The sequence below is a fragment of the Pseudonocardia sp. Ae717_Ps2 genome (assembly GCF_001932475.1).
Taxonomy (GTDB): domain Bacteria; phylum Actinomycetota; class Actinomycetes; order Mycobacteriales; family Pseudonocardiaceae; genus Pseudonocardia.
The window spans coordinates 4,476,709-4,500,347 of record NZ_MCIS01000001.1 but is presented as its reverse complement, the minus strand read 5'-3'; the positions used below and the strand labels follow the sequence as shown (position 1 = coordinate 4,500,347).

The window sequence follows — 23,639 nt, the reverse complement described above, 5'->3', positions numbered from 1 at the left end:
GTGACGCCTCGGCCCCCTCCACCACCGGAGGGTGCCGTCATGCTGCTCTCGCGCCACGGACCGCTGCTCCCGCTCGCGACGTTCGCCGCATCGGTGGGCGTGGCCTTCCTGTTCCTGCACGGGATCGAGGGCATCGGGCTCCTGTCGACCGGGTGGACGGCCCAGTACCGGATCGACCTCGACGTGTACCGCCAGGCGGCCCAGGCGTGGCTGACGGGACGACCGCTCTACACCGAGGTGTTCCCGACCGGGTACGGCGAGCCCCTGCCGTTCGTGTACCCGCCGATCGCGGCGGTGCTGTTCGTCCCACTCACGTCGGTGCCGATGCCGCTCGCGGCCACGCTGCTGACCGTGGTGTCGGCCGCGCTGGTGCCGGTCGTGGGAGCGGCGATGCAGCGCGCGGTGGGCCGACCGGTCCGGGCCCGGTGGCTCGCGGCGGCGACTCCGGTGGTGCTGCTGACCGACCCGGTCCGGTTGGTGTTGTTCCTCGGCCAGGTCAACATCCTCCTGGTCGGCCTGGTCGCTGCCGGGCTGCTCGCCCGGGGTGCGTTCTGGGACCGGTGGCGCGGGGTGCCGATCGGGCTCGCGGCGGCGGTCAAGCTGACGCCGCTGGTCTTCGTGGTCTGGCTGGTCATGCGGGGTGACCGCCGGGGGGCCGTCGTCGCGCTGGCCACCTTCGCGGCGTCGATCGTGCTCGGTGCGGTGCTCGCTCCGGCGGACTCGGTCGCCTTCTGGTCCGAGCGGCTCAGCGGGGTCGGGATCCCGCTCGATCTCGGCTACGTCGAGAACCAGAGCCTGCGCGGGATCCTGGTCCGGTCCGGTGCGACCGGCACCGTGACGATCGGCTTGTGGTGCGTGGCGGCCGCCGCGGTGGGCGCGGCTGCACTGGTCCTGGCCCGGCGCTGCATACGGGAGGGGTTCCCGCTGGTGGGGGCGGCGGTACTGGCCGTCGCCGGGGCGCTGGTCTCGCCGATCTCGTGGTCGCATCACTGGGTCTGGGTCCTGGCCTTCGGGCCCGTCCTGGTCGAGCACGCGCGGCGGAGCCGCTCCCGAGCGCTGTGCGGGGTGCTCCTCGCCGGTGTGCCGTTGTTCGCGATCGGGCCCCACTGGCTGGTCCGGAACGGGAGCGGCGGTGTGCTGGACCAGCTGGTCGCCGCCAATCTGCCGCTCTGGGGACTCGCCGTCCTCGTCGCGATCGCGTGGTCCCTGCGCCGGGACACGGTCGCCGAGAGGCACCCCACGGCTGCCGGGCGCGTCCGCGGACGGCCCTGAGGTGCCTCTCGGCGTGCCCTCAGTCGCGGGCCTCGGCCGTACGGCGCAGCCGGGTGTTGACGAACTCGCCCATGCCCCAGCGGCCCAGCTCGCGGCCGAAGCCGGAGCGCTTCACCCCGCCGAAGGGGAGTCCGGGCAGCGTGGTGCCGTGCTCGTTGACGTAGGCCATGCCCACATCGAGGCGGTCGGCGACCTCCCGGGCGCGGTCGGAGTCGGTGCTCCACACCGACCCGCTGAGCCCGAAGTCCACGTCGTTGGCCAGGGAGACGGCCTCGTCGACGGAGTCGACGCCGTACACCACCGCGACCGGGCCGAAGATCTCCTCGGAGTAGGCGTCCATGTCCTTCGTGACGCCGGTCAGGACCGCGGGGCGGAGGAAGGCGCCGTCGCCGTCGACGACGTCGCCGCCGGTGTGCAGGGTGGCGCCCTGCTGCACGGCGCGACGCACCTGCTCGGCGACGCCGTCGCGGGCGGTGACCGAGGACAGCGGGCCGAGCCGGGTGCCGGGGTCGGTCGGGTCGCCCGGTTCGGTCGACTCGAACGTCGAGACCAGCACCGACACGAACTCCTCGACCTTGTCGTTCGGCACGATCATCCGCTTCGGGGAGTTGCAGGCCTGGCCGGCGTTCATCAGGCGGGCCCGGGCGGCGACCTTCGCGGTGCGGGCGATGTCGGCGTCGTCGAGCACGATGAGGGCGTCCGAGCCGCCCAGCTCCAGCACGGCCTTCTTCAGGTTCCGGCCCGCGGTCTCGGCGACCGCGGCACCGGCCCGCTCGCTGCCGGTCAGCGAGATCCCGCGCACCCGCGGGTCGGCGATCATCTCCGCGATCTGGTCGTTGGTCGCGTACACGTTGACGTAGACGTCGGCCGGGACGCCGGCGTCGTGGAAGATCTCGGCCATCACCGCGGCCGACGCCGCGCAGATCGGGGCGTGCTTGAGGACGATCGTGTTGCCCACCATCAGGTTCGGCGCGACGAAGCGCGCCACCTGGTAGTAGGGGAAGTTCCACGGCATGACGCCGATCAGCGGCCCGACCGGCTCGGTCTGCACCACCGACTCCGCGGCGCCCTGCGGGTCGAGCGTCTCCTGCTCCAGCAGTTCCGGGCCGTGCTCGGCGTACCAGCGGTAGATCGACGCCGCCAGCGCCACCTCGCCCGCGGCCTCCCGGACCGGCTTGCCCATCTCGGTCGCGATCAGGGTGGCGAGCTCGTCACGGCGGGCCTCGTAGGCCTCGGCGACCCGGACCAGGATCTGCGCCCGGTCCCCGACCGGGGTCGAACGCCAGGACGGGAACGCCTCGGTGACCCGGCGCAGGACGTCACCGACCTCGGCGTCGGTGAGCTCGGGGAACTCGTTCTCGGTCTTCCCGGTGGCGGGGTTGGTCGTGACGTAGGAGGTCATGTACGACGGGTGTCCTTCCTCGGAAACGGGCAAACATCGCAGAGTCATCGCAGGGTCAACGCCCGACGTTGCGCTGCAGGTGCTCCGGGTAGCGCTCGCCCGCGACCGCGGACGCCGGTGCGGCGGCCTCGATCTCGGCGAGCTCCTGCGCGGTCAGCTCCAGCGTCGCCGCCTCGACGTTCTGCTCCAGGTAGGTCCGGCGCTTGGTGCCCGGGATCGGGACGACGTGCTCCCCGCGGCTCTGCACCCAGGCCAGCGCGAGCTGCCCGGCGGTGACCCCACGGCGCTGCGCGACGGCCTTCAGCGCGTCGACGATCGCGAGGTTGGCGGCCAGGTTTTCCTCGGAGAAGCGGGGCAGGCCGCGGCGCATGTCGCCCTCGCCGAACTGGCCGGTCGAGGTGATCGCGCCGGTCAGGAAGCCGCGGCCCAGCGGGGAGAACGGCACGATGCCGACACCGAGCTCCGCGCAGGTGGGCGCGACGGAGCGCTCGATGTCACGCGTCCACAGCGACCACTCCGACTGCACCGCGGCCGGCGGGTGCACCGCGTGCGCGCGGCGCAGCGTGTCCGCGCCGCACTCGGACAGGCCGTAGTGGCGGATCTTCCCCTCCTCGATCAGCCCGACGAGCGCGCCGACGGTCTCCTCGATCGGCGTGTCCGGGTCGACCCGGTGCTGGTAGTACAGGTCGATGTGGTCGACGCGCAGGCGCCGCAGCGACTCCTCGACGCACTGCCGCACGTAGGCGGCGTCGCCCCGGGCGCCCTGGTTGCCGTCCGCGTCGCGGGTGATGCCGAACTTCGTGGCCAGGACCACGCGGTCGCGCCGGTCGGCGATCGCGGCGCCGACGAGCTCCTCGTTGGCGCCGTCGCCGTAGACGTTCGCGGTGTCGAGCAGGGTGACGCCCAGGTCGAGGGCGCGGTGGATCGTCGCGATCGACTCGGCGCGGTCGGAGGTGTCGCCGTAGGCCTGGCTCATGCCCATGCAGCCCAGGCCCTGGGCGGAGACGGTGAGATCGCCGAGTCGACGGGTTCCGAGGCCGGTTCCGGTAGCCATGCCAATCAACCTAGACGCGAACGGCCCCGGTCCGCAGGGCGCGGACCGGGGCCGTCGTGACGTGCGGATCAGGGGATGCGGCGGACCGCCCCGGTGTCGGCGCTGGTCGCCATGTGGGCGTAGGCGCGCAGCGCCTTCGACACGACGCGCTGCCGGTCCACGGGCTGCCACGGCCGCTCGGAGGACTCCATCTTGGCGCGCCGGTCGGCGAGCACCTCGGGATCGACGAGCAGCTCCAGGGACCGGGCGCGGACGTCGAGCCGGATCCGGTCGCCGTTCTCGACCAGGCCGATCGTGCCGCCGGCGGCCGCCTCGGGGGAGACGTGGCCGACCGAGATGCCCGACGAGCCACCGGAGAACCGGCCGTCGGTGATCAGGGCGCAGACCCTGCCCAGCCCGGCGCCCTTGAGGAACGCGGTCGGGTGCAGCATCTCCTGCATACCCGGCCCGCCTGCGGGGCCCTCGTAGCGGATGACCAGCACGTCGCCGGGCTTGATCTCCTTCTTGAGGATCGCCGAGACGGCCTCCTCCTGGCTCTCCAGCACCACGGCCGGGCCCTCGAACTCCCAGATGTCCTCGGGGATGCCCGCGGTCTTGATCACGGCGCCGTCGACCGAGAGGTTGCCGCGCAGCACGGCCAGGCCGCCGTCGGCGGAGTAGGCGTGCTCGATGTCGCGGATGCAGCCGCCCGCGGCGTCGGTGTCGAGGCTCGACCAGCGGTTCTCGGTGGAGAACGCCTGCGTGGTCCGGACCCCGCCCGGCGCGGCGTGGTAGAGCTCGATCGCGGTCTCCGACGGTGCCGACGACCGGATGTCCCACTCGGTGAGCCACTGCTCCAGCGAGGGGGAGTGCACCGCGTGCACCCCGGTGTTGAGCAGCCCGGCCCGCCACAGCTCGCCCAGCAGGGCGGGGATGCCACCGGCCCGGTGGACGTCCTCCATGTGGTAGTCCGAGTTCGGCGCGACCTTGGACAGGCACGGCACCCGCCGGGAGATCGCGTCGATCGCGGCCAGGTCGAAGTCGATCTCGCCCTCCTGGGCGGCGGCCAGGATGTGCAGCACCGTGTTGGTGGAGCCGCCCATCGCGACGTCGAGGGCCATCGCGTTCTCGAACGCCTCGCGGGTGGCGATGTTGCGGGGCAGCGCGGAGGCGTCGTCGTCGCGGTACCAGCGGGTCGCCAGGTCCATCACGGTGCGGCCCGCGTTCAGGAACAGCTCGCGGCGCGCGGCGTGGGTGGCGAGGGTGGAGCCGTTGCCCGGCAGCGAGAGCCCGAGGGCCTCGGTGAGGCAGTTCATCGAGTTCGCGGTGAACATCCCGGAGCAGGACCCGCAGGTCGGGCAGGCCGAGCGCTCGACCTCGGCCAGGCCGGCGTCGTCCACCTCCGACGACGCGGACGCCGAGATCGCGGTGATCAGGTCGGTGGGGGCCTGCGCGACGCCGCCGACGACGACCGCCTTGCCGGCCTCCATCGGCCCGCCGGAGACGAACACGGTCGGGATGTTCAGCCGCATCGCGGCGTTCAGCATGCCCGGCGTGATCTTGTCGCAGTTGGAGATGCAGACCAGGGCGTCGGCCGCGTGGCCGTTGACCATGTACTCCACCGCGTCGGCGATGATCTCGCGGCTGGGCAGCGAGTAGAGCATCCCGCCGTGGCCCATCGCGATGCCGTCGTCGACGGCGATCGTGTTGAACTCCTTGGCGACCCCGCCCGCCTCCTTGATCGCGCCCGCGACGAGGTCACCCATGTCCTTGAGGTGCACGTGGCCGGGCACGAACTGGGTGTAGGAGTTGGCGATCGCGACGATCGGCTTGCCGAAGTCGTCGTCACCCATGCCGGTCGCGCGCCAGAGCGAACGCGCTCCGGCGGCGTTGCGACCGTGGGTGGTGACGCGGGAACGCAGGGCGGGCATCGGTCTTCTCCAGCCGGGTCTTCCGTGGTGGTTCGTGAGGGGACCCCGGTGGGCGCGTCGCGGAGCGTGGGCGCGAGCCGCCCGGGGTGCGGCGCGACGGCGGCGGGGCGGGTCGCGTCCCGTCGGCCGGCGGGCCGATCGCCCGCAACCGTACGCCCCGCGACGGGCGTCGGTGTCGTCAGTGACCCTCGGCCGGGTCCTCCTCCGGCTCGGTCATCGCGGCCGGGTCGGCGAAGCGGCCGCCGCTGGCGACCGAGAGCGCGGGCAGGTCGCGTGCGTGCACCGCGGGCAGGACGAGGTCGTCGTCCTCACCCAGCACCGCGCTGACCCGCGAGCGCGAGCCGATCCGCAGACCGCGCACGTCGTCCCAGTCCACGGTGCGGGAGGAGAACGCGCTGCGCACGGTCAGCGTCTCCGGGTCCACGGTGGTGCGGACCCGCAGGATCCAGGCGATCGCCGCCACCGGGAGCACGAGCACGACCCAGAACCACGGCAGGCTGAACACCAGCGGCGTCGACCCGACGACCGCGACCAGGATGGCGAAGATGGTCAGCCGGCTCGGCTTGAACACCAGCGCGCGCGAGCCCACGCGGAGCTTGCGGCCCTCGTCGCGGACCCGTGGGGTCCACGCCAGCTCGCTGTCCACCTGCTGGGACGCCGCCGTGGCCCGCGGCGCGGCGGCGGAGGTGGTGTCGGCGGGGACGGCGTGGTCGTCGGTGCTGCTCACGACCCCAGTGTGGCAAACGGGGGCGGGGTGACGGCGGCCCGGACGGGTGGGGTCGTTTGACTCCGTCCGTGGGACGCGTGCTAGCGTCGACGCATGTTCGCCGTTCGAATTCTCGTACTTCTTGGGCGCGTCGTCGCCTGAGTTCGACCATCTCGAACGACGACGCGCTCACCCTCGCAGCGCCCGGAGCAACCGGGCGGCGGGGGTTTTTTTCATGTCCAGCCCATGTCCGGCATCTGATCGACACGATCTCCAGCGAGGCAGACCCAGATGACCACCGTCCCCGCCAAGTCCGGCTCGTCCGGCCCGAAGCCGGGCCCGCCGCCCGGCCGGTCCGCCGCTCCGGCCGGCACCACGACGTCCCGCAGTCACACCTCTGCGCTCGCCGACACTGCCGTCCCCGGTCCGCGGATCGTGGACGAGCCCATGACCGGCGCCCAGTCCCTGGTGCGTTCGCTCGAGGAGATCGGCTGCGAGGTCGTCTTCGGGCTGCCCGGCGGGACGATCCTGCCCGCCTACGACCCGCTCCTGGACTCGACGAAGGTGCGTCACATCCTCGTCCGCCACGAGCAGGGCGCCGGACACGCTGCGACCGGTTACGCGCAGGCCACCGGCAAGGTCGGGGTCTGCATGGCGACGTCCGGACCGGGGGCCACGAACCTGGTCACCCCGATCGCGGACGCGCACATGGACTCGGTGCCGCTGGTGGCCATCACGGGTCAGCAGACCCGGCCGCTGATCGGCACCGACGCCTTCCAGGAGGCCGACATCACCGGCATCACCATGCCGGTGACCAAGCACAACATGCTGGTGACCGACGCGACGGAGATCCCGCGCGCGATCGCCGAGGCCTTCCACCTGGCGTCCACCGGCCGGCCCGGTCCGGTCCTGGTGGACATCCCGAAGGACGTGCTGCAGGAGCAGACCACGTTCTCCTGGCCCCCGGAGCTGCAGCTGCCCGGCTACCGGCCGACGACCCGGCCGCACGGCAAGCAGATCCGCGAGGCCGCCCGGCTCATCCGCGAGTCGGCCAAGCCGGTGCTCTACGTCGGCGGCGGCGTCCTCAAGGCCGAGGCCGCCGAAGAGCTTCGGGAGCTGGCCGAGCTGACCGGGGCGCCCGTCGTCACCACCCTGATGGCGCGCGGTGTGTTCCCCGACAGCCACCCGCTGCACCTGGGCATGCCCGGGATGCACGGCACCGTCGCCGCGGTCGCGGCGATGCAGCGCGCCGACCTGCTGGTCGCCCTCGGCTCCCGGTTCGACGACCGGGTCACCGGCAAGCTGGAGAGCTTCGCCCCCGAGGCGAAGATCATCCACGCCGACATCGACCCGGCCGAGATCTCCAAGAACCGGCGCGCCGACGTGCCGATCGTCGGGGACTGCAAGGAGGTCCTGGCCGACCTGGTCGAGGCCGTCCGTGCCGACCGCGCCGAGCACGGCGAGCCGGACCTGTCCTCCTGGTGGAAGCAGGTCGGCGGGCTGCGCGACCGCTACCCGCTCGGCTACGACGAGCCGAGCGACGGTGCGCTGTCCCCGCAGTACGTGATCGAGCGGATCGGCGCGATCGCCGGGCCCGACGCGATCTACGCCGCGGGGGTCGGCCAGCACCAGATGTGGGCCGCCCAGTTCGTCAAGTACGAGAAGCCGCGGACCTGGCTGAACTCGGGCGGGCTCGGGACCATGGGCTACGCGGTCCCGGCCGCGATGGGCGCCAAGGTCGGCGCGCCGGACACCGTCGTCTGGTGCATCGACGGCGACGGCTGCTTCCAGATGACCAACCAGGAGCTCGCCACCTGCGCGATCGAGGGCATCCCGATCAAGGTCGCCGTCATCAACAACGGCAACCTCGGCATGGTCCGCCAGTGGCAGAACCTGTTCTACGGCGAGCGGTACTCCAACACCGACCTCAACACCCACAAGCTGCGCATCCCGGACTTCCCGATGCTCGCGCAGGCGATGGGCTGCGAGGGGCTGCGGGTCGAGTCCAAGTCCGACGTCGACCGGGTCATCCACCAGGCCATGGAGATCAACGACCGGCCGGTCGTCGTGGAGTTCGTCGTCGGCGCCGACGCCCAGGTGTGGCCGATGGTCGCCGCGGGGATGAGCAACGACGAGATCAACGTCCGGCGCGACATCCGGCCGGAGTTCGAGCACGACGAGCTGGCCGCCTCGGTCGACGCGGTCGCCGATGTCACCGAGCAGGCCCTGGAGGGCGAGAAGTGAGCGAGCTCCACACCCTCTCGGTCCTGGTCGAGGACAAGCCGGGCGTGCTGGCCCGGGTCTCCGGGCTGTTCTCCCGGCGCGGGTTCAACATCAACTCCCTCGCCGTGGGCCCGACCGAGCACCCCGACGTCTCCCGGATGACGATCGTCGTCGAGGTGGACGAGCTCCCGATGGAGCAGGTCACCAAGCAGCTCAACAAGCTGGTGCACGTCATCAAGATCGTCGAGCTGGAGCCGGACGCCTCGGTGCAGCGCGAGCTGCTGCTGGTCAAGGTCCGGGCCGACGCCACGGTGCGCAGCCAGGTCGTCGAGACCGTGCAGCTGTTCCGCGCCAAGGTGGTCGACGTCTCGCCGGAGGCACTGACCGTCGAGGCCACCGGTTCGGCCGACAAGCTCACCGCGCTCCTGCGCATGCTGGAGCCCTACGGGATCCGCGAGATGGTGAAGTCCGGGATGGTGGCCGTCGGCCGCGGCCCCCGGTCCATCACCGCCGCGGCCGTCCGTTAGACAGACCGCGTAGCCGACGGCTACACACCCCCTGAGAGGAACCGTCCCAGAGCCATGAGTGTCAACATCTACTACGACGCCGACGCCGACCTGTCGATCATCCAGGGCCGCAAGGTCGCCGTGATCGGCTACGGCTCCCAGGGGCACGCGCACTCGCTGTCGCTGCGTGACTCCGGGGTCGAGGTGAAGATCGGTCTGCCCGAGGGCTCCAAGTCCCGGCAGAAGGCCGCCGACGAGGGGCTCGAGGTCGGCACGCCGGCCGAGGTCTCCGCCTGGGCGGACGTGATCATGGTCCTGGCGCCCGACACCAAGCAGCGCTTCATCTACGCCCAGGACATCGAGCCGAACCTGAAGGACGGCGACGCGCTGTTCTTCGGGCACGGCTTCAACATCCGCTACGAGCTGATCAAGCCCCCGGGAGGCGTCGACGTCGCCATGGTCGCCCCGAAGGGCCCGGGCCACCTGGTCCGCCGCCAGTTCGTCGACGGCAAGGGCGTCCCCGCCCTGATCGCCGTCGAGCAGGACGCCTCGGGCAACGCCAAGGCACTCGCGCTCTCCTACGCGGCCGGGATCGGCGGTGCCCGCGCGGGCGTCATCGAGACCACCTTCAAGGAGGAGACCGAGACCGACCTGTTCGGTGAGCAGGCCGTGCTCTGCGGCGGTGCCGCCGCGCTGGTCCAGACCGGTTTCGAGGTGCTGACCGAGGCCGGTTACGCCCCGGAGATCGCCTACTTCGAGTGCCTGCACGAGCTCAAGCTGATCGTCGACCTCATGTACGAGGGCGGCATCGCCAACGAGCGCTTCTCCATCTCCGACACCGCCGAGTACGGCGACCTCACCCGCGGCCCGCGCGTCATCACGCCCGCGGTCAAGGCCGAGATGCAGAAGATCCTGGGCGAGATCCAGGACGGCACCTTCGCCCGCGAGTGGGTGGCCGAGGACGAGGCCGGCCGCGGCAACTACACCAAGCTGCAGCAGCAGGGCGCCGAGCACCCGATCGAGCAGGTCGGCGAGAAGCTCCGCGGCCTGATGAGCTGGGTCGGCGAGAAGGCCAAGTGACCCTCGTATGACCCTCTGCCGGACGCGTCCGGCAGGATGAATCCGCCCGGGCCCCAGACGGCCCGCGGATGCCCGGGTCCGGACGCACCCATCCGGACCAGGCGACGCGAAACCCCCGTACCGGCGACACCGGGCGGGGGTTTCGCGCGTTCGGGGTGTGCCGTGCGACGACCCGTCCGTCCGTCCCGGTCCGCGACGGCCCGCGCGGTCCTAGGATGGTCGACGTTCGCGCACCGACCTCGGGGAGCACTCGCACACCGTGAGCACCGCAGCCACCGACCACCGTCCCGTCGTCCTGCTCGCGGAGACGCTCGCGCCCTCCGCCGTCGAGCTGCTCGGTGACGGCGTCGAGATCCGCCGCGTCGACGGCACCGACCGTCCGGCCCTGCTGGCGGCACTCGCCGACGCCGACGCGCTCCTGGTCCGGTCCGCCACCCGGGTCGACGCCGAGGCGCTGGCCGCGGCCGGCCGGCTCAAGGTCGTCGCGCGTGCCGGGGTCGGCCTGGACAACGTGGACGTCCCCGCCGCCACCGCGCGCGGGGTGATGGTCGTCAACGCCCCGACCTCCAACATCGTCTCCGCCGCCGAGCACGCCATCGCGCTGCTGCTCGCGACCGCGCGCCACATCCCGGCGGCGGACGCCGCGCTGCGGTCCGGCGAGTGGCGGCGCTCGTCCTACGGCGGGGTCGAACTGGGTGGCAAGACCGTCGGCATCGTCGGTCTCGGCAAGATCGGGCAGCTCGTCGCGCAGCGCCTCGCCGCGTTCGGCATGACGCTGGTCGCCTACGACCCCTACATCGCGCCGTCGCGCGCCGCCCAGCTCGGCATCGAGCTGCTGAACCTCGACGACCTGCTCCGCACCGCGGACATGATCACCGTGCACCTGCCGAAGACCCCGGAGACGCTCGGGCTCATCGGCAAGGACCAGCTCGCGCTCACCAAGCCCGGGGTGCTCCTCGTCAACGCCGCCCGCGGTGGCCTGATCGACGAGGACGCCCTGGCCGAGGCGGTCCGCTCCGGGCACGTCGGTGGCGCCGGGATCGACGTCTACGTCACCGAGCCGACCACGTCCAGCCCGCTGTTCGAGCTGGAGAACGTCGTCGTCACCCCGCACCTGGGTGCCTCCACCACCGAGGCGCAGGACCGGGCCGGGACCGACGTGGCCCGCTCGGTGCAGCTGGCGCTTGCCGGGGAGTTCGTGCCGGACGCGGTCAACGTGCAGATCCACGGCGCCGTCGGCGAGGAGGTCCGGCCCTGGCTGCCGCTGGTGCAGAAGCTGGGCACCACGCTGCACGCCGTCGCCGGGCGGACCCCGACCTCGGTCACCGTCGACGTCGCGGGCGAGCTGGCCAGCGAGGACGTCCAGGTCCTCGGCCTGGCCGCGCTGCGCGGGGTGTTCACCCACGTCGTCGAGGACCAGGTGACCTTCGTGAACGTGCCGCAGCTCGCCGAGGAGCGCGGGGTCGCCGTGGAGATCACCACCAGTCCGGAGAGCGCCAACCACCGCAGCGTGGTGCAGCTGCGCGGTGCCATGCCCGACGGCGAGAAGGTCACCGTGTCCGGCACCCTGACCGGCCGTGCCGAGGTCGAGAAGCTCGTCGAGATCAACGGACGGCACTTCGACCTGCGCGCCGAGGGCGAGGTCGTGCTGCTGGAGTACGCCGACCGCCCCGGCGTGATGGGCCGGGTCGGGTCGCTGCTGGGGGAGGCCGCGGTCAACATCGAGGCCGCCCAGATCTCGCAGACCACCGACGGCACCGACGCCATCATGCTGCTGCGGGTGGACCGCCAGATCGACCCGGCGGTGCTGGAGCCGATCGGCGCCTCGGTCGGCGCCCGGACGATCCGGCTGATCTCCTTCGACGACTGACGTCCCGGATCGCGGGAACGGACCTGTGCCGGCCGGGCCCGGCGTGGGATCGTGTCCGCTCGCCACGTCGAGAGGGAGTACTCCAGTGAGCTGGCTGCGGGCGCTGGTGCTGGCCGGTGCGGCGATCGGCGTCGCGTGCCTGGTGCTGCTCGGCGTCGGGTTCGTCACCGGGCTGTCGCTGACCGTGCCCTACGTCGTGTCGGTGATGGCGATCGTGACCGGGCCGCCGTCGGCGACGATGACGATCGGCCCCGGCATGCTCGTGGTCCTCGCCGCGCTCGTCGGGCTGATCGAGGCGCCGGGCCGGGTGCGGGCCCGCCGGTCGCTGCCGCGCGCCGGGCACTGAGCCCGGGGCGGCCGCCCGCCGGGGCGGGTCAGCCGCGCGGGGTCCAGCCCAGTGCCGGTCCGAGCGCGCCGGCGATGTCGGTGACGATCTGGACGTAGTCGTCGTGCGGGAAGCCGAACGGCAGCGCGAACACCGCCTCGTCGACCTCCCGGAACCCGGCGTCGGCCCACAGACGCTCGGCGATCTCGGCGGAGGTGCCGACCAGGTCGCGGGCGAACAGCAGCCCGGCCGGGCCCTGCGGGACGCCGACCCTGGCGTCGCGTTCCCGGGCGTAGGCGGCGTAGCGCTCGCGCTGGGCGGGCGTCGCGGAGTCGGTGGGGACGACGACCAGCCCCTGCGACACCCGTCCCGCCGGGTTCGCCGCGCGGTAGGCGCGGATCTGCCGGGACTGGATCGCGGCAAAGTCGCTCTCCCCGCCGCTGCGGACCACGTTGCTCGTGAGCAGGTTGAGCCCCTGCTCCGCGGCCCAGACGGCGGAGGAGTCGCTGCCCGCGCCGTACCACATGCGTCCGGCCAGACCGGGGGAGTGCGGCTGCACCCGCTCGGAGAAGGACTCGATCCCGACCGTCCCGGAGAAGGTGCTCGCCCGCTCCCCGCGGACCAGGCGCAGCAGCCTCGACACCCGTTCGCGGCCGAAGTCCTCGACGTCGGCGGTGTCCGGGTAGAGCGCGTCCCGCACGTGCTCCCACTGCATCGGCGGCCCGACCGAGACGCCCGGGTTGAGCCGGCCGCCGGAGAGCACGTCGACGGTCGCCAGGTCCTCGGCGAGACGCAGCGGGTTCTCCCAGCCGAGCGGGACCACGGCCGTCCCGAGCTCGATCCGTGAGGTCCGCTGGGTCGCCGCGGCGAGCACCGCGACCGGCGAGGAGATGCCGAACTGCAGGTGACGGTGCCGGACGAAGGCCGAGTCGAAGCCCAGACGCTCGCCCAGGGCGATCATCTCCAGGGTCGTCTCGTGTCCGGGGCGCGGGTCGTCGCCGTCGAAGGAGCCGATGGTGAGGAAGCCGAGGCGACGCAGCGGGCGGTCGGGCGTGGGCACGTCCGGGGCAACGACGCCGTCGTCGCGCTTCTTCCCCGTCACCCGGACGGGTGACCGTCGCGGTCGTCGTCGCACCCCTCGACACGCGCCGGTGTCCCCGGAACGGCCGTGTGTCGGGGGTACTCCGACCGCGTGCGGCGCACACCTCACCCGGACGGGACCACCCCAGTGGGTGGCCGAACGATGACCCTGCGTCGGCAGGCGGTAGCGTGCGGCCAGCAGTACGACGAGAGGACGAGGTCATGCGCCTTGCGGTCATCCCCGGTGACGGCATCGGCCCGGAAGTGATCAACGAGGCACTCAAGGTCCTGGGCGAGGTCGCCCGCGACGTGGAGACGACCGAGTACGACCTCGGTGCCGCCCGCTGGCACTCCACGGGCGAGCTGCTCCCGGAGACGGTGCTGACCGAGATCAAGCAGCACGACGCGATCCTGCTGGGCGCTGTCGGCGACCCGTCGGTGCCCAGCGGCATCCTCGAGCGCGGCCTGCTCCTGCGCCTGCGCTTCGAGCTGGACCACCACGTGAACCTGCGCCCCGCGCGGCTCTACCCGGGGGTGCGCGGCCCGCTGGCCGGCAACCCGGAGATCGACCTGGTGGTCGTGCGCGAGGGGACCGAGGGCCCGTACGTCGGTACCGGCGGCCTGCTCCGCAAGGACACCCCGCACGAGATCGCGACCGAGGTCAGCCAGAACACCGCGTTCGGCATCGACCGGGTCGTGCGCGACGCGTTCGCCCGCGCCCAGCGGCGGCCGAAGAAGCACCTGACGCTGGTCCACAAGACCAACGTCCTGACCTTCGCCGGCGCGCTGTGGTCGCGGATCGTCGAGGAGGTGTCGCTGGAGTACCCCGAGGTGTCGGTGGCCTACCAGCACGTCGACTCGACCACGATCCACCTGGTCACCGACCCGGGCCGGTACGACGTGATCGTCACCGACAACCTGTTCGGCGACATCCTCACCGACCTGGCGGCGGCGGTCACCGGCGGCATCGGCCTCGCGGCGAGCGGCAACATCGACGCCAGCCGTACCCACCCGGCGATGTTCGAGCCGGTGCACGGCTCGGCCCCGGACATCGCGGGCCAGGGCATCGCCGACCCGACGGCCGCCGTGCTGTCGGTCGCGCTGCTGCTCGACCACATGGGCGACCGCGACTCGGCCCGCCGCATCGAGGCCGCGGTCGCGTTCGACCTGGCCACCCGGGACCACGCGGCGACCGGCAACACGTCGTCGATCGGGGACCGGCTCGCCGCGCTCGTGTCGAGCCGCGAGGTCGCCACCAACTGACGCGGTACGGGTGGCCGCCGGGTCCCGGCGGCCACCCACCGGCTCAGACCTGGTTCGACGGCCCGGTCAGCAGGGTCACCCCGGCCCCGGCGAAGTTGTCGAGGTCGGCGACGGCGGCCTGGCCCTCGGGGCCGCCCATCCCGGCCTGGAACGCCGAGGCGTCCGGGAACTCCAGGACCGCCACGAGGTGGTACGGCGGCTGCGCGCCGTCCGGCCCCGGGACCGGACGGGAGACGGTGACCCGGGCCACGCCGGGGATCTTCTTCGCCAGCGGGGCGTGCACCTCGTCGTAGTGCTTGTCGAACGCGGCGGCGTCCTCGGGGTGGTTGTACAGGGCGGTCAGCTGGAACACGGGTGTTCCCTCCTGAGGGGGCGTCGTGCGGCGCCTCGCTGCGCCGCGGCACCCTCCACCCTGGCCCATCCGGCGCCCGCGTGCACCACCCCTCCGGACGGGGTCGATACGCTGGACCGACCATGAGTACTCCAGCCCAGGTCCGGGTGCGGTTCTCCCCGTCGCCCACCGGTACCCCGCACGTCGGTCTCATCCGCACCGCCCTGTTCAACTGGGCCCACGCCCGTCACCACGGTGGGGCACTGGTGTTCCGGATCGAGGACACCGACGCCTCCCGTGACTCCGACGAGTCCTACCGGTCCCTGCTCGACGCGCTGGAGTGGCTCGGCCTCGACTGGGACGAGGGCGTCGAGAAGGGCGGTCCGCACGGGCCGTACCGGCAGAGCGAGCGCGGCGAGGTCTACGCCGACGCGCTGCGCCGGCTGATCGACGGCGGGGAGGTCTACGAGTCCTTCTCCAGCGCCGAGGAGATCGAGGCCCGGCACCGCGCCGCGGGCCGCGACCCGAAGCTCGGCTACGACAACGCCGACCGCGACCTCACCGACGAGCAGCGCGCCGCCTTCCGTGCCGAGGGCCGGGCGCCGGTCTACCGGCTGCGCATGCCCGACCACGACATCACCTTCACCGACCTCGTCCGCGGCGAGATCACGTTCAAGGCCGGGCAGGTGCCCGACTTCGTGCTGGCCCGTGGTGACGGCACGCCGCTGTACCCGCTGACCAACCCGGTCGACGACGCGCTGATGGAGATCACGCACGTCCTGCGCGGGGAGGACCTGCTGGCGTCCACCCCGCGGCAGATCGCGCTGCTGGAGGCGCTGGCCCGGGTCGGCATCGGCCACGGCCCCTTCACCTATGCCCACCTCCCGCTGGTCACCGGTGAGGGCAGCCGCAAGCTGTCCAAGCGGGACCCGCAGTCGAACCTGTTCCACTACCGCGACCGCGGGTTCGTACCGGAGGGGCTGCTCAACTACCTCGCGTTGCTCGGCTGGTCGATCGCCGAGGACCGCGACGTGTTCTCCCTCGACGAGATGGTCGCCGCCTTCGACGTGTCCCGGGTGTCGAGCAACGCCGCCCGCTTCGACCTGAAGAAGGCCGAGGCGATCAACGCCGCGCACCTGCGCCTGCTCGCCCCCGACGACTTCGCCGAGCGGGTCGTGCCCTACCTCGCGGCCGAGGGGATCACCGACCCCGATCGCTCGGTGCTCGCCGCCGCCGCGCCGCTGGTGCAGGAGCGGAGCCAGGTCCTGTCCGACGCGGCCCGGATGCTGGCCTTCCTCTTCCGCGACGAGGAGGCCTTCACCCCCGACGACGACGCCGCCGCGAAGAACCTCGGCTCCGACGCGGCCCCGGTGCTGGAGGCCGCGGTCGCCGGGCTCGCGGACCTGCCGGAGTGGTCGGCCCCCGCGATCGAGGAGTCGCTCAAGACCTCGCTCGTGGACGGTCTGGAGCTCAAGCCGCGGAAGGCGTTCGCCCCCGTCCGCGTCGCGATCAGCGGCCGCACGGTGTCCCCCCCGCTCTACGAGAGCATGGAGCTGCTGGGCCGCGAGCGGTCGCTCGCCCGCCTGGGGGCCGGTGTCCGACGCTCCCGGAGCATGGGTTAGAGTACTGACATCAACGGAGAGCGGGCCTCGCTCCGGAACGAGGCCCGCTTTTCGATGGGGTATGGTGTAATTGGCAGCACGACTGATTCTGGTTCAGTTAGTCTAGGTTCGAGTCCTGGTACCCCAGCGGAAATCGCGACTTCTTCGGAATGACGATTTCTGACAATCGGCACGGTCTCGTCCAAGGTCCCGTCGTCTAGCGGCCTAGGCCCCCCCCCCCCCCCCCCCCCCCCCCCCCCGTCGTCTAGCGGCCTAGGACGCCGCCCTCTCAAGGCGGTAGCGCGGGTTCAAATCCCGTCGGGACTACTCCACGAAGGCCCCGCTCTCCGGAGCGGGGCCTTCGTCGTGTCCGGGTCAGGTCGCGCCGAGCAGCCCGGGGAGCCGGTCGGTCGGTCACGACGGTGCTCCTTCCGGCCCGGCGAGCCGGGCCAGTGAACGGTCGGCGAGGGTGAGCAGGACGAACAGCGTCGAGGCGACGAGCATCACCGCGGCGAGGACCGGCAGGCCGTCGCCCGCCGTACTGCCGCCGAAGGCGATCCCGCCCGCGGCCGAGGCGGCGATGGCGCCCAGGTAGAAGAAGGTGCGCATTAGCCCGGCCGAGGACGCGACCCGCTCCGGGTCGGCCTGCCGGTAGACCGCGTTCTGCACGGCGAGGTTGTTCAGGCCCTGCGGCAGCCCGGCGAGCAGCGCGACCACGACGATGACCCAGACAGGGCTGGCCGGCCCGAGGGCGAACAGCAGGGCGGCGAGCAGCACCTGCGCCACCCCGCCGACGAGCAGCTTGCCCCGGATCGCGCGCCGCCTGCCGGTCAGCGCGGTCACCCCGATCCCGGTGACGAAGATCGGCAGCAGGACCAGCCCGGCCGTCGCGGGGGTGAGCCCGCGGCCCTGCTCCAGCCACTGGGTGAAGCCGTAGAGCACGCAGTAGGACACGGTCGCGGTGAGCAGCGCCCGGACGAACGTCAGCAGCAGCGGCAGGTTCCCGCCGAGCACCCGCAGGTCCAGGAACGGCTCGGGGGTCCGCAGCTCGCGCACCACCAGCCCCGCCCCGGCGGCGACGGCCACCAGCGCGGGGGCGACCGCGCCGGCGTCGGGGTGCAGCAGGGCGAGCAGCAGCGCGACGGTGGTGACCGCGAACAGCGCGATGCCCGGCGGGTCGACCCGGCGCAGCGCGGCCCGCACGCCCCGGTGGGCGACCCGGGTACGGGGGAGCCGCAGCGCACCGAGCACCAGGCACAGCAGGGCCAGCGGGATGTTCACCACGAACACCGCCCGCCAGCCCGAGACCCCGAGGAGCAGACCTCCCAGGCTCGGCCCGACGACGGCGATCGTCGACGTCGCGATCGAGAGCACCGTCAGCACGCCCTCCGGGCTGTCGGTGCCGGTGCGGTCGGCCTCGCCGCGGATCAGCGCCATCGCCGCCGGGTAGCCCGCACACGTCCCGAGCCCGATGACGACCCGCCCCGCGACCAGCCACCAGATGTCCGGGGCGAGCGCTCCGAGGGCCCCGCCGACACCGACCAGCACGGCGCCGGCCAGGTAGAGCGGCCGCGGCCCGTACAGGTCGACCAGGCGTCCGGTGACGGGCTGGCCGACCGCGGTCGCGAGGTAGAGCCCGGACACCAGCCAGGCGGTCTCGGTCGCGGGGGCCCCGAGGGCGAGCCCGATCGGCACCAGCGCGACCGCGATCAGCGACGAGTTCACCGGGTTCAGCACGGCCCCGCCGATCATGGGGAGGAGCAGCCGGCGGTCGAACGTGGACGGCCCGGTACGGCGGCCCCGGCGCGGCGTCATCGCTCGGTCACCCGTTCCAGCAGCCGCATGGCCTCGTCGACGGTGCGCAGCTCGTCGGCGCTGAGCCGGTCGGCGAGCGCCCCGGCGAGCCAGTCCTCGCCGGCGGACCGGGCGTCGGCGGTGAACCGCCGGCCGAGGTCGGTGGCCGAGACGATCTGCCGGCGCCCGTCGGACGGATCCGGGCGGCGCTCGACCATGCCCCGCTCCTCCAGGGCGGCGATCGACATCGCGACCGACTGCGGGCGGACGCCCTCCGCGGCGGCGAGTGCGGCGGCGGTGCTGGGGCCACCGCGGTCGAGGCGGCCGAGCAGCGCGATCTGCGACGCCGTCAGCTGGTCGCGGTCGTAGTGCTCGCGCATGCGGCGGCGCAGCCGGCCGACGCCGATCCGGACCGCGCGGGCAGTGGAGGCGGCGGTCCCCGTAGGTGGTTGCGACATGCAACCCACGATAGGTCGACAGTCCGGATTAATCAATCCAAACTGTCGATCTGTCGGTGGGATCAGGTTCCCGGCGGGACCGGGTTCCCCTCCGGCGGGTTCGGCGTCGAGCTGCTCGGCGGGGGCGGTGCCGAGGACGACGAGGACGACGAGCTCGGCGGAGGCGGAGCGGACGTCGTGGTGATGACGACCGGCGGCGGCTCGGGGATCGGCGCGTCGGTCGTCGTCGGGACGGCCTCGGTCGGCCGCTCCCGGGTCCGTTCCGGCTGTCGCACCGGCTCGTGATCGACGGTCGTCGGGGGCGGGGCCTGGGTCGTCGTCGGGATCGCCGGCAGCTCGGGCGTCGCGTTGCTGATCGTGCGGTCCTGCGGCCAGAAGAACACCGTGCCCAGCACGGCCAGCGCCGCGACGACCCCGCCGGCGCCGATGAGCAGCGCGGGGGAGCGGCGGACGGGTGCCGGCCCGGGGGCGATGGTGGTCTCGCCGTCGTCGTAACCGCCGTACCCGCCGTAGCCGTGCACGGCGGTCTGGTCGTAGCCCACCGGCGGGACGACGGGGAGGCGGTCGGTGGGCGGGTCGGCGCGGGCGCTCTCCAGGTAGGCGGTGCGGTCGCCGTCGAGCTGGGTCGTGCCGCCGGTCGGCATCCGGTCGGTGACCGGGTCCGGGTTCTCCCAGGGCAGCGGGCCGGGGTCGGGGGCCAGCGCGAGACCGCTGCTCGTCGACACCGCGCCGAACCCGCCCGAGCCGGTGCCGGGCACGGGGTCGGGCGGTCCGAGCGCGACGACGGCGCCCTTCGCGATGGTGTTCTTCGGGTCCGCGTCGACCTGTACGGGACGTCCGAGGCCGGTGGAGACCAGCTCGGCGACCAGCGGGACCCGCGAGGACCCGCCGACGAGCAGCACCACCGACGGCCCGGAGGCGGCCAGCCCGGCCGAGGCGATCGCGCGCTGCAACGCCTCGACCGACTCCTCCAGGCGGGGCCGGATGCGCTCCTCGAAGTCGCTGCGGTGCAGGCGCACCGTCGTGCGGACCTCGCCGAGCCACACCGGGATCGAGACCTCGGTGTCGGCCGACAGGGCCTCCTTGGCCTCGCGGCAGTCGCGGCGCAGCCGGGCCATCGCGGACAGGGCGTTCGGGTCGGTCTCGTCGAGGCCCTCGAAGGCGGCCGGGACGGCGTCGCGCACGTGGTCGACGACGGCCTGGTCGAAGTCGGCGCCGCCCAGCTGCTCGACACCCTCGGGCCTGCCGAGCAGGGTGAACCCGCCGCCCGCGGCCTCCTTGCGGACGACGGCGGCGTCGAAGGTGCCGCCGCCGAGGTCGTAGACGGCGACCGTCGCGCCGGGCTCGACCCGCTCGTTCGTCGCGTAGTGCAGGGCGGCGGCCTGCGGCTCGGTGAGGAAGGTGACGGTCAGGCCGCGCTCGGCCAGGGCGGCGGCGAACAGGTCGCACTTGTGCATTCCCCAGGACGCCGGGTGGGTCACCGCGATGCGGTCGGGTGCGCCGCCCTCGGTGCGTGCGACGACGTCGACGACGTGCTCGGCCAGCAGCGCGGACAGCTGCTCGGGGGCGAAGGACTGCTCACCCAGCGGGATCGGCGTCGGGTCGCCGATGCGCCGCTTGAACTCGCGTGCGACGCGGTCCGGCTCGGTCAGGGCCCGGCGTTCGGCGGCATCGCCGAACAGCAGCCCGCCGTCCGGTGCCACGTAGACCACGGACGGGATGTCGACCGAGTGGTCACCGAGCGTGACCATCTCGACGGTGCCGGCGTGGATGACCGCGGCCGCCGTCCGAGTGGTGCCGACGTCGATGCCCAGCAGGTAACCCATCGTCTCCCCGGTGTGCCGACCATGTCCGAAGGGTCCGGCCCGGTGCCGGACCACCACACGGTAGTGGAGCCCGGAACCACGACCTCGACCGACTCGGGACGTGGGAGGGGGTGCGGCTCGGCAGGGGCGCCCCCTAGACGAGCCGGTGCTGCAGGGCGTCCGCGGCGGCCAGCAGGTCGGCGGCCCAGCGGACCCCCGGCCGGCGCCCGATCCGGTCCACCGGTCCCGACACCGAGACCGCGGCGACGACCTGGCCCGCCGCGTCGCGCACCGGGGCCGACACCGACGCCACACCGGCCTCCCGTTCGGCGACGCTCTGTGCCCAGCCGCGGCGGCGGACGTCGACGAGGACGCGTTCGGAGAAGCTGGCGTCGGCAAGGATGAGGCGCTGGGTGGCCGGGTCGCACCAGGCGGCGAGCACCTTGGCCCCCGAGCCCGCGGTCATCGGCAGCCGGGAGCCGACGGGCACGGTGTCGCGCAGCCCGGACGGCGGCTCGGCGTGCGCGATGCAGATCCGGTGGATCCCGTCGCGGCGGTAGAGCTGCACGCTCTCGCCGGTGATGTCGCGCAGCCGGGGCAGGACCGCGGCCGCGGCGTCGAGCAGCGGGTCCGGCCGCCCGCCGGCGAGCTGGCCGAGGGTGGGGCCGGGGTGCCAGCGCCCGTCCGGGGTGCGCAGCAGCATCCCGTGTGCCTCCAGGCCGACGGCGAGCCGGTGCGCCGTCGCCCGGGGCAGCCCGGTGCGCTCACAGAGCTCCGCCAGGCCACACGGCCCCTCCGCCGTCGCCCGGAGAACCCCCACGGCCTTGTCGAGCACGCCGATCCCGCTAGACTGTCCCACGTTCCGATACTAACTTCCCACGATCTGGGAAGTCCACCGCGATCAGATCACAGAGGGAGGCGGGCGTGACCACCGCAGACAAGCCGCGCACGCTGGCCGAGAAGGTCTGGGACCGGCATCTCGTCCGCAAGGGCGAGGGTGACGAGCCCGACCTGCTCTACATCGACCTGCACCTGGTGCACGAGGTCACGAGTCCGCAGGCGTTCGACGGTCTCCGGCTCGCCGGCCGCCCGGTCCGGCGTCCGGACCTCACCATCGCGACCGAGGACCACAACGTCCCCACCCTCGACGTGCTCGCCCCGATCGCGGACGAGGTGTCGCGGGTCCAGGTGGAGACCCTACGGCGCAACTGCGCGGAGTTTGGCGTCCGGCTGCACCCGATGAACGACCCCGAGCAGGGGATCGTGCACGTGGTCGGCCCGCAGCTGGGGCTGACCCAGCCGGGCACCACGGTGGTCTGCGGGGACTCCCACACCTCCACCCACGGCGCGTTCGGCGCGATGGCCTTCGGCATCGGCACCTCCGAGGTCGAGCACGTGCTCGCCACCCAGACGCTGCCGCTCAAGCCGTTCCGCACGATGGCGATCGAGGTGACCAGCTCCGACGGCACACTGCGTCCGGGCGTCACCTCCAAGGACGTCATCCTCGCGGTGATCGCGAAGATCGGCACCGGCGGTGGACAGGGCCACGTGCTGGAGTACCGGGGCAACGTCATCGAGAACCTCTCGATGGAGGCCCGGATGACGATCTGCAACATGTCGATCGAGGCCGGTGCCCGCGCGGGCATGATCGCCCCCGACGAGACGACCTTCGCCTACCTGAAGGGCCGCGAGCACGCCCCCGCCGGCGACGACTGGGACGCCGCGGTGGCCGACTGGCGCACCCTGCGCACCGACGACGGCGCGGAGTTCGACCGGGTCGTGCACATCGACGCCGACGAGCTCACCCCGTTCGTCACCTGGGGCACCAACCCCGGGCAGGGCCTGCCGCTGGGCGAGTCGGTGCCGGACCCGGCCGCCATCACCGACGACGGTGAGCGCGCCGCGGTGGAGAAGGCGCTGTCCTACATGGGCCTGACCGGCGGGACCCCGCTGCGCGAGGTGCCGGTCGACGCGGTCTTCGTCGGGTCCTGCACCAACGGCCGGATCGAGGACCTCCGCTCGGTGGCCGATGTGCTGAACGGGCGCACGGTCGCGAAGGGCGTGCGGATGCTCGTCGTCCCGGGGTCGATGCGGGTCCGCTTCCAGGCCGAGGAGGAGGGGCTGGACAAGGTCTTCCTCGACGCCGGCGCGGAGTGGCGCTCGGCGGGCTGTTCGATGTGTCTGGGCATGAACCCCGACCAGCTCGCGCCCGGCGAGCGCTGTGCGTCGACCTCGAACCGCAACTTCGAGGGGCGGCAGGGCAAGGGCGGTCGTACCCACCTGGTGTCGCCGCTCGTCGCGGCCGCGACGGCCGTGCGCGGCACCCTGAGCAGCCCGGAGGACCTGGACTGATGGAGAAGTTCGAGACCCACACCGGGATCGGCGTGCCGCTGCGCCTGTCCAACGTGGACACCGACCAGATCATCCCGGCGGTCTACCTCAAGCGGGTCACCCGCACCGGCTTCGAGGACGGCCTGTTCTCGGCCTGGCGCCAGGACCCGTCGTTCGTGCTCAACACCGAGCCCTACGCCCGCGGGTCGGTCCTCGTCGCCGGACCGGACTTCGGCACCGGGTCCTCGCGCGAGCACGCCGTCTGGGCGCTGATGGACTACGGCTTCCGGGTCGTCATCTCCTCGCGGTTCGCCGACATCTTCCGCGGCAACTCGGCGAAGGCCGGTCTGGTGGCGGCCCAGGTCGCCCAGCCCGACGTCGAGCTGCTCTGGAAGAAGCTGGAGAACGAGCCCGGCACGCAGGTCACCGTCGACCTCGGCGAGAAGACCGTGCAGGCCGGCGACCTGACCGTGCCGTTCGAGATCGACGACTACGCCCGGTGGCGGCTGCGCGAGGGCCTCGACGACATCGGACTCACGCTGCGGCACGAGGCCGACATCACCGCGTTCGAGGGAACCCGGCCCGCCCGGATGCCACGCACGCTGGCCTGAACCGAACACGGGTGGTC

At 72.9% G+C, this 23,639-nt stretch carries 20 protein-coding genes and 2 tRNA genes; 12 read left to right on the top strand and 10 right to left on the bottom strand.

Features of this window, described 5'->3' with window-relative positions:
• Window positions 1–39: 39 nt before the first annotated feature.
• Entirely contained in the window at window positions 40–1,272 is a 1,233-nt protein-coding gene (locus Ae717Ps2_RS20710; protein ID WP_075310664.1) for a glycosyltransferase 87 family protein, read from the top strand.
• 19 nt (window positions 1,273–1,291) lie between these two features.
• Here Ae717Ps2_RS20710 and Ae717Ps2_RS20705 read toward each other — a convergent pair whose 3' ends face one another.
• From Ae717Ps2_RS20705 to Ae717Ps2_RS20690, 4 genes are all read right to left on the bottom strand, one after another.
• Window positions 1,292–2,674, bottom strand: coding sequence for an NAD-dependent succinate-semialdehyde dehydrogenase (locus Ae717Ps2_RS20705; protein ID WP_075310666.1), 1,383 nt, complete (start codon window positions 2,672–2,674; stop codon window positions 1,292–1,294).
• Between the two features lie 55 nt (window positions 2,675–2,729).
• On the bottom strand, window positions 2,730–3,728 hold the full coding sequence (locus tag Ae717Ps2_RS20700) for an aldo/keto reductase (protein WP_075310668.1): 999 nt from the start codon (window positions 3,726–3,728) through the stop codon (window positions 2,730–2,732).
• A 68-nt stretch (window positions 3,729–3,796) separates the two neighbouring features.
• Complete coding sequence (gene ilvD, locus Ae717Ps2_RS20695) at window positions 3,797–5,638, bottom strand: dihydroxy-acid dehydratase (protein ID WP_020627342.1); 1,842 nt, start codon at window positions 5,636–5,638, stop codon at window positions 3,797–3,799.
• A gap of 178 nt (window positions 5,639–5,816) precedes the next feature.
• Entirely contained in the window at window positions 5,817–6,365 is a 549-nt protein-coding gene (locus tag Ae717Ps2_RS20690) for a PH domain-containing protein (protein ID WP_075333786.1), read from the bottom strand.
• 426 nt (window positions 6,366–6,791) lie between these two features.
• Between Ae717Ps2_RS20690 and Ae717Ps2_RS20685 the strand changes: the two genes are divergently transcribed.
• From Ae717Ps2_RS20685 to Ae717Ps2_RS20665, 5 genes are all read left to right on the top strand, one after another.
• Window positions 6,792–8,588 (top strand): acetolactate synthase large subunit, encoded by a 1,797-nt coding sequence (locus tag Ae717Ps2_RS20685; RefSeq protein WP_233147791.1) that lies wholly within the window; start codon window positions 6,792–6,794, stop codon window positions 8,586–8,588.
• Window positions 8,585–9,094 carry an acetolactate synthase small subunit gene (ilvN, locus tag Ae717Ps2_RS20680; protein WP_060712994.1) on the top strand — a complete coding sequence of 170 codons (510 nt, stop codon included), beginning with the start codon at window positions 8,585–8,587 and terminating at the stop codon, window positions 9,092–9,094. The genes Ae717Ps2_RS20685 and ilvN overlap by 4 nt, the downstream gene beginning before the upstream one ends.
• Window positions 9,095–9,148: 54 nt before the next feature.
• Window positions 9,149–10,153 (top strand): ketol-acid reductoisomerase, encoded by a 1,005-nt coding sequence (gene ilvC, locus Ae717Ps2_RS20675; RefSeq protein WP_075310672.1) that lies wholly within the window; start codon window positions 9,149–9,151, stop codon window positions 10,151–10,153.
• Between the two features lie 259 nt (window positions 10,154–10,412).
• Window positions 10,413–12,023 (top strand): phosphoglycerate dehydrogenase, encoded by a 1,611-nt coding sequence (serA, locus tag Ae717Ps2_RS20670; RefSeq protein ID WP_075310674.1) that lies wholly within the window; start codon window positions 10,413–10,415, stop codon window positions 12,021–12,023.
• 85 nt (window positions 12,024–12,108) lie between these two features.
• Entirely contained in the window at window positions 12,109–12,369 is a 261-nt protein-coding gene (locus Ae717Ps2_RS20665; protein ID WP_020627336.1) for a hypothetical protein, read from the top strand.
• A gap of 28 nt (window positions 12,370–12,397) precedes the next feature.
• Here Ae717Ps2_RS20665 and Ae717Ps2_RS20660 read toward each other — a convergent pair whose 3' ends face one another.
• Complete coding sequence (locus tag Ae717Ps2_RS20660; RefSeq protein ID WP_075312899.1) at window positions 12,398–13,408, bottom strand: LLM class flavin-dependent oxidoreductase; 1,011 nt, start codon at window positions 13,406–13,408, stop codon at window positions 12,398–12,400.
• A gap of 242 nt (window positions 13,409–13,650) precedes the next feature.
• On the opposite strand from Ae717Ps2_RS20660, the gene Ae717Ps2_RS20655 reads away from it, so the two are divergent.
• Complete coding sequence (locus tag Ae717Ps2_RS20655; protein WP_020625276.1) at window positions 13,651–14,691, top strand: 3-isopropylmalate dehydrogenase; 1,041 nt, start codon at window positions 13,651–13,653, stop codon at window positions 14,689–14,691.
• Between the two features lie 43 nt (window positions 14,692–14,734).
• Here the strand turns inward: Ae717Ps2_RS20655 and Ae717Ps2_RS20650 are convergent, their stop codons facing one another.
• On the bottom strand, window positions 14,735–15,043 hold the full coding sequence (locus tag Ae717Ps2_RS20650; RefSeq protein ID WP_020625275.1) for an EthD family reductase: 309 nt from the start codon (window positions 15,041–15,043) through the stop codon (window positions 14,735–14,737).
• A 122-nt stretch (window positions 15,044–15,165) separates the two neighbouring features.
• Between Ae717Ps2_RS20650 and gltX the strand changes: the two genes are divergently transcribed.
• From gltX to Ae717Ps2_RS20635, 3 genes are all read left to right on the top strand, one after another.
• Entirely contained in the window at window positions 15,166–16,644 is a 1,479-nt protein-coding gene (gene gltX / locus Ae717Ps2_RS20645; protein ID WP_075333785.1) for a glutamate--tRNA ligase, read from the top strand.
• A gap of 55 nt (window positions 16,645–16,699) precedes the next feature.
• Window positions 16,700–16,771, top strand: a tRNA-Gln gene (locus Ae717Ps2_RS20640).
• Window positions 16,772–16,880: 109 nt separating this feature from the next.
• Window positions 16,881–16,947, top strand: a tRNA-Glu gene (locus tag Ae717Ps2_RS20635).
• 90 nt (window positions 16,948–17,037) lie between these two features.
• Here the strand turns inward: Ae717Ps2_RS20635 and Ae717Ps2_RS20630 are convergent.
• The 4 genes from Ae717Ps2_RS20630 to Ae717Ps2_RS20615 all read right to left on the bottom strand — a co-directional run bounded on the left by Ae717Ps2_RS20630 (window position 17,038) and on the right by Ae717Ps2_RS20615 (window position 21,539).
• On the bottom strand, window positions 17,038–18,438 hold the full coding sequence (locus tag Ae717Ps2_RS20630; RefSeq protein ID WP_075310678.1) for an MFS transporter: 1,401 nt from the start codon (window positions 18,436–18,438) through the stop codon (window positions 17,038–17,040).
• Window positions 18,435–18,875 carry a MarR family winged helix-turn-helix transcriptional regulator gene (locus Ae717Ps2_RS20625; protein ID WP_043279813.1) on the bottom strand — a complete coding sequence of 147 codons (441 nt, stop codon included), beginning with the start codon at window positions 18,873–18,875 and terminating at the stop codon, window positions 18,435–18,437. The genes Ae717Ps2_RS20630 and Ae717Ps2_RS20625 overlap by 4 nt, the downstream gene beginning before the upstream one ends.
• A gap of 62 nt (window positions 18,876–18,937) precedes the next feature.
• Complete coding sequence (locus Ae717Ps2_RS20620) at window positions 18,938–20,701, bottom strand: Hsp70 family protein (RefSeq protein WP_075334335.1); 1,764 nt, start codon at window positions 20,699–20,701, stop codon at window positions 18,938–18,940.
• Between the two features lie 133 nt (window positions 20,702–20,834).
• Window positions 20,835–21,539 carry an IclR family transcriptional regulator gene (locus Ae717Ps2_RS20615; RefSeq protein ID WP_051050238.1) on the bottom strand — a complete coding sequence of 235 codons (705 nt, stop codon included), beginning with the start codon at window positions 21,537–21,539 and terminating at the stop codon, window positions 20,835–20,837.
• 65 nt (window positions 21,540–21,604) lie between these two features.
• Here Ae717Ps2_RS20615 and leuC point away from each other — a divergent pair, with 65 nt between their 5' ends.
• Window positions 21,605–23,032 (top strand): 3-isopropylmalate dehydratase large subunit, encoded by a 1,428-nt coding sequence (gene leuC / locus Ae717Ps2_RS20610; protein ID WP_020625106.1) that lies wholly within the window; start codon window positions 21,605–21,607, stop codon window positions 23,030–23,032.
• Entirely contained in the window at window positions 23,032–23,622 is a 591-nt protein-coding gene (gene leuD / locus Ae717Ps2_RS20605) for a 3-isopropylmalate dehydratase small subunit (RefSeq protein WP_020625107.1), read from the top strand. The genes leuC and leuD overlap by 1 nt, the downstream gene beginning before the upstream one ends.
• The last annotated feature ends 17 nt before the right edge of the window (window positions 23,623–23,639 follow it).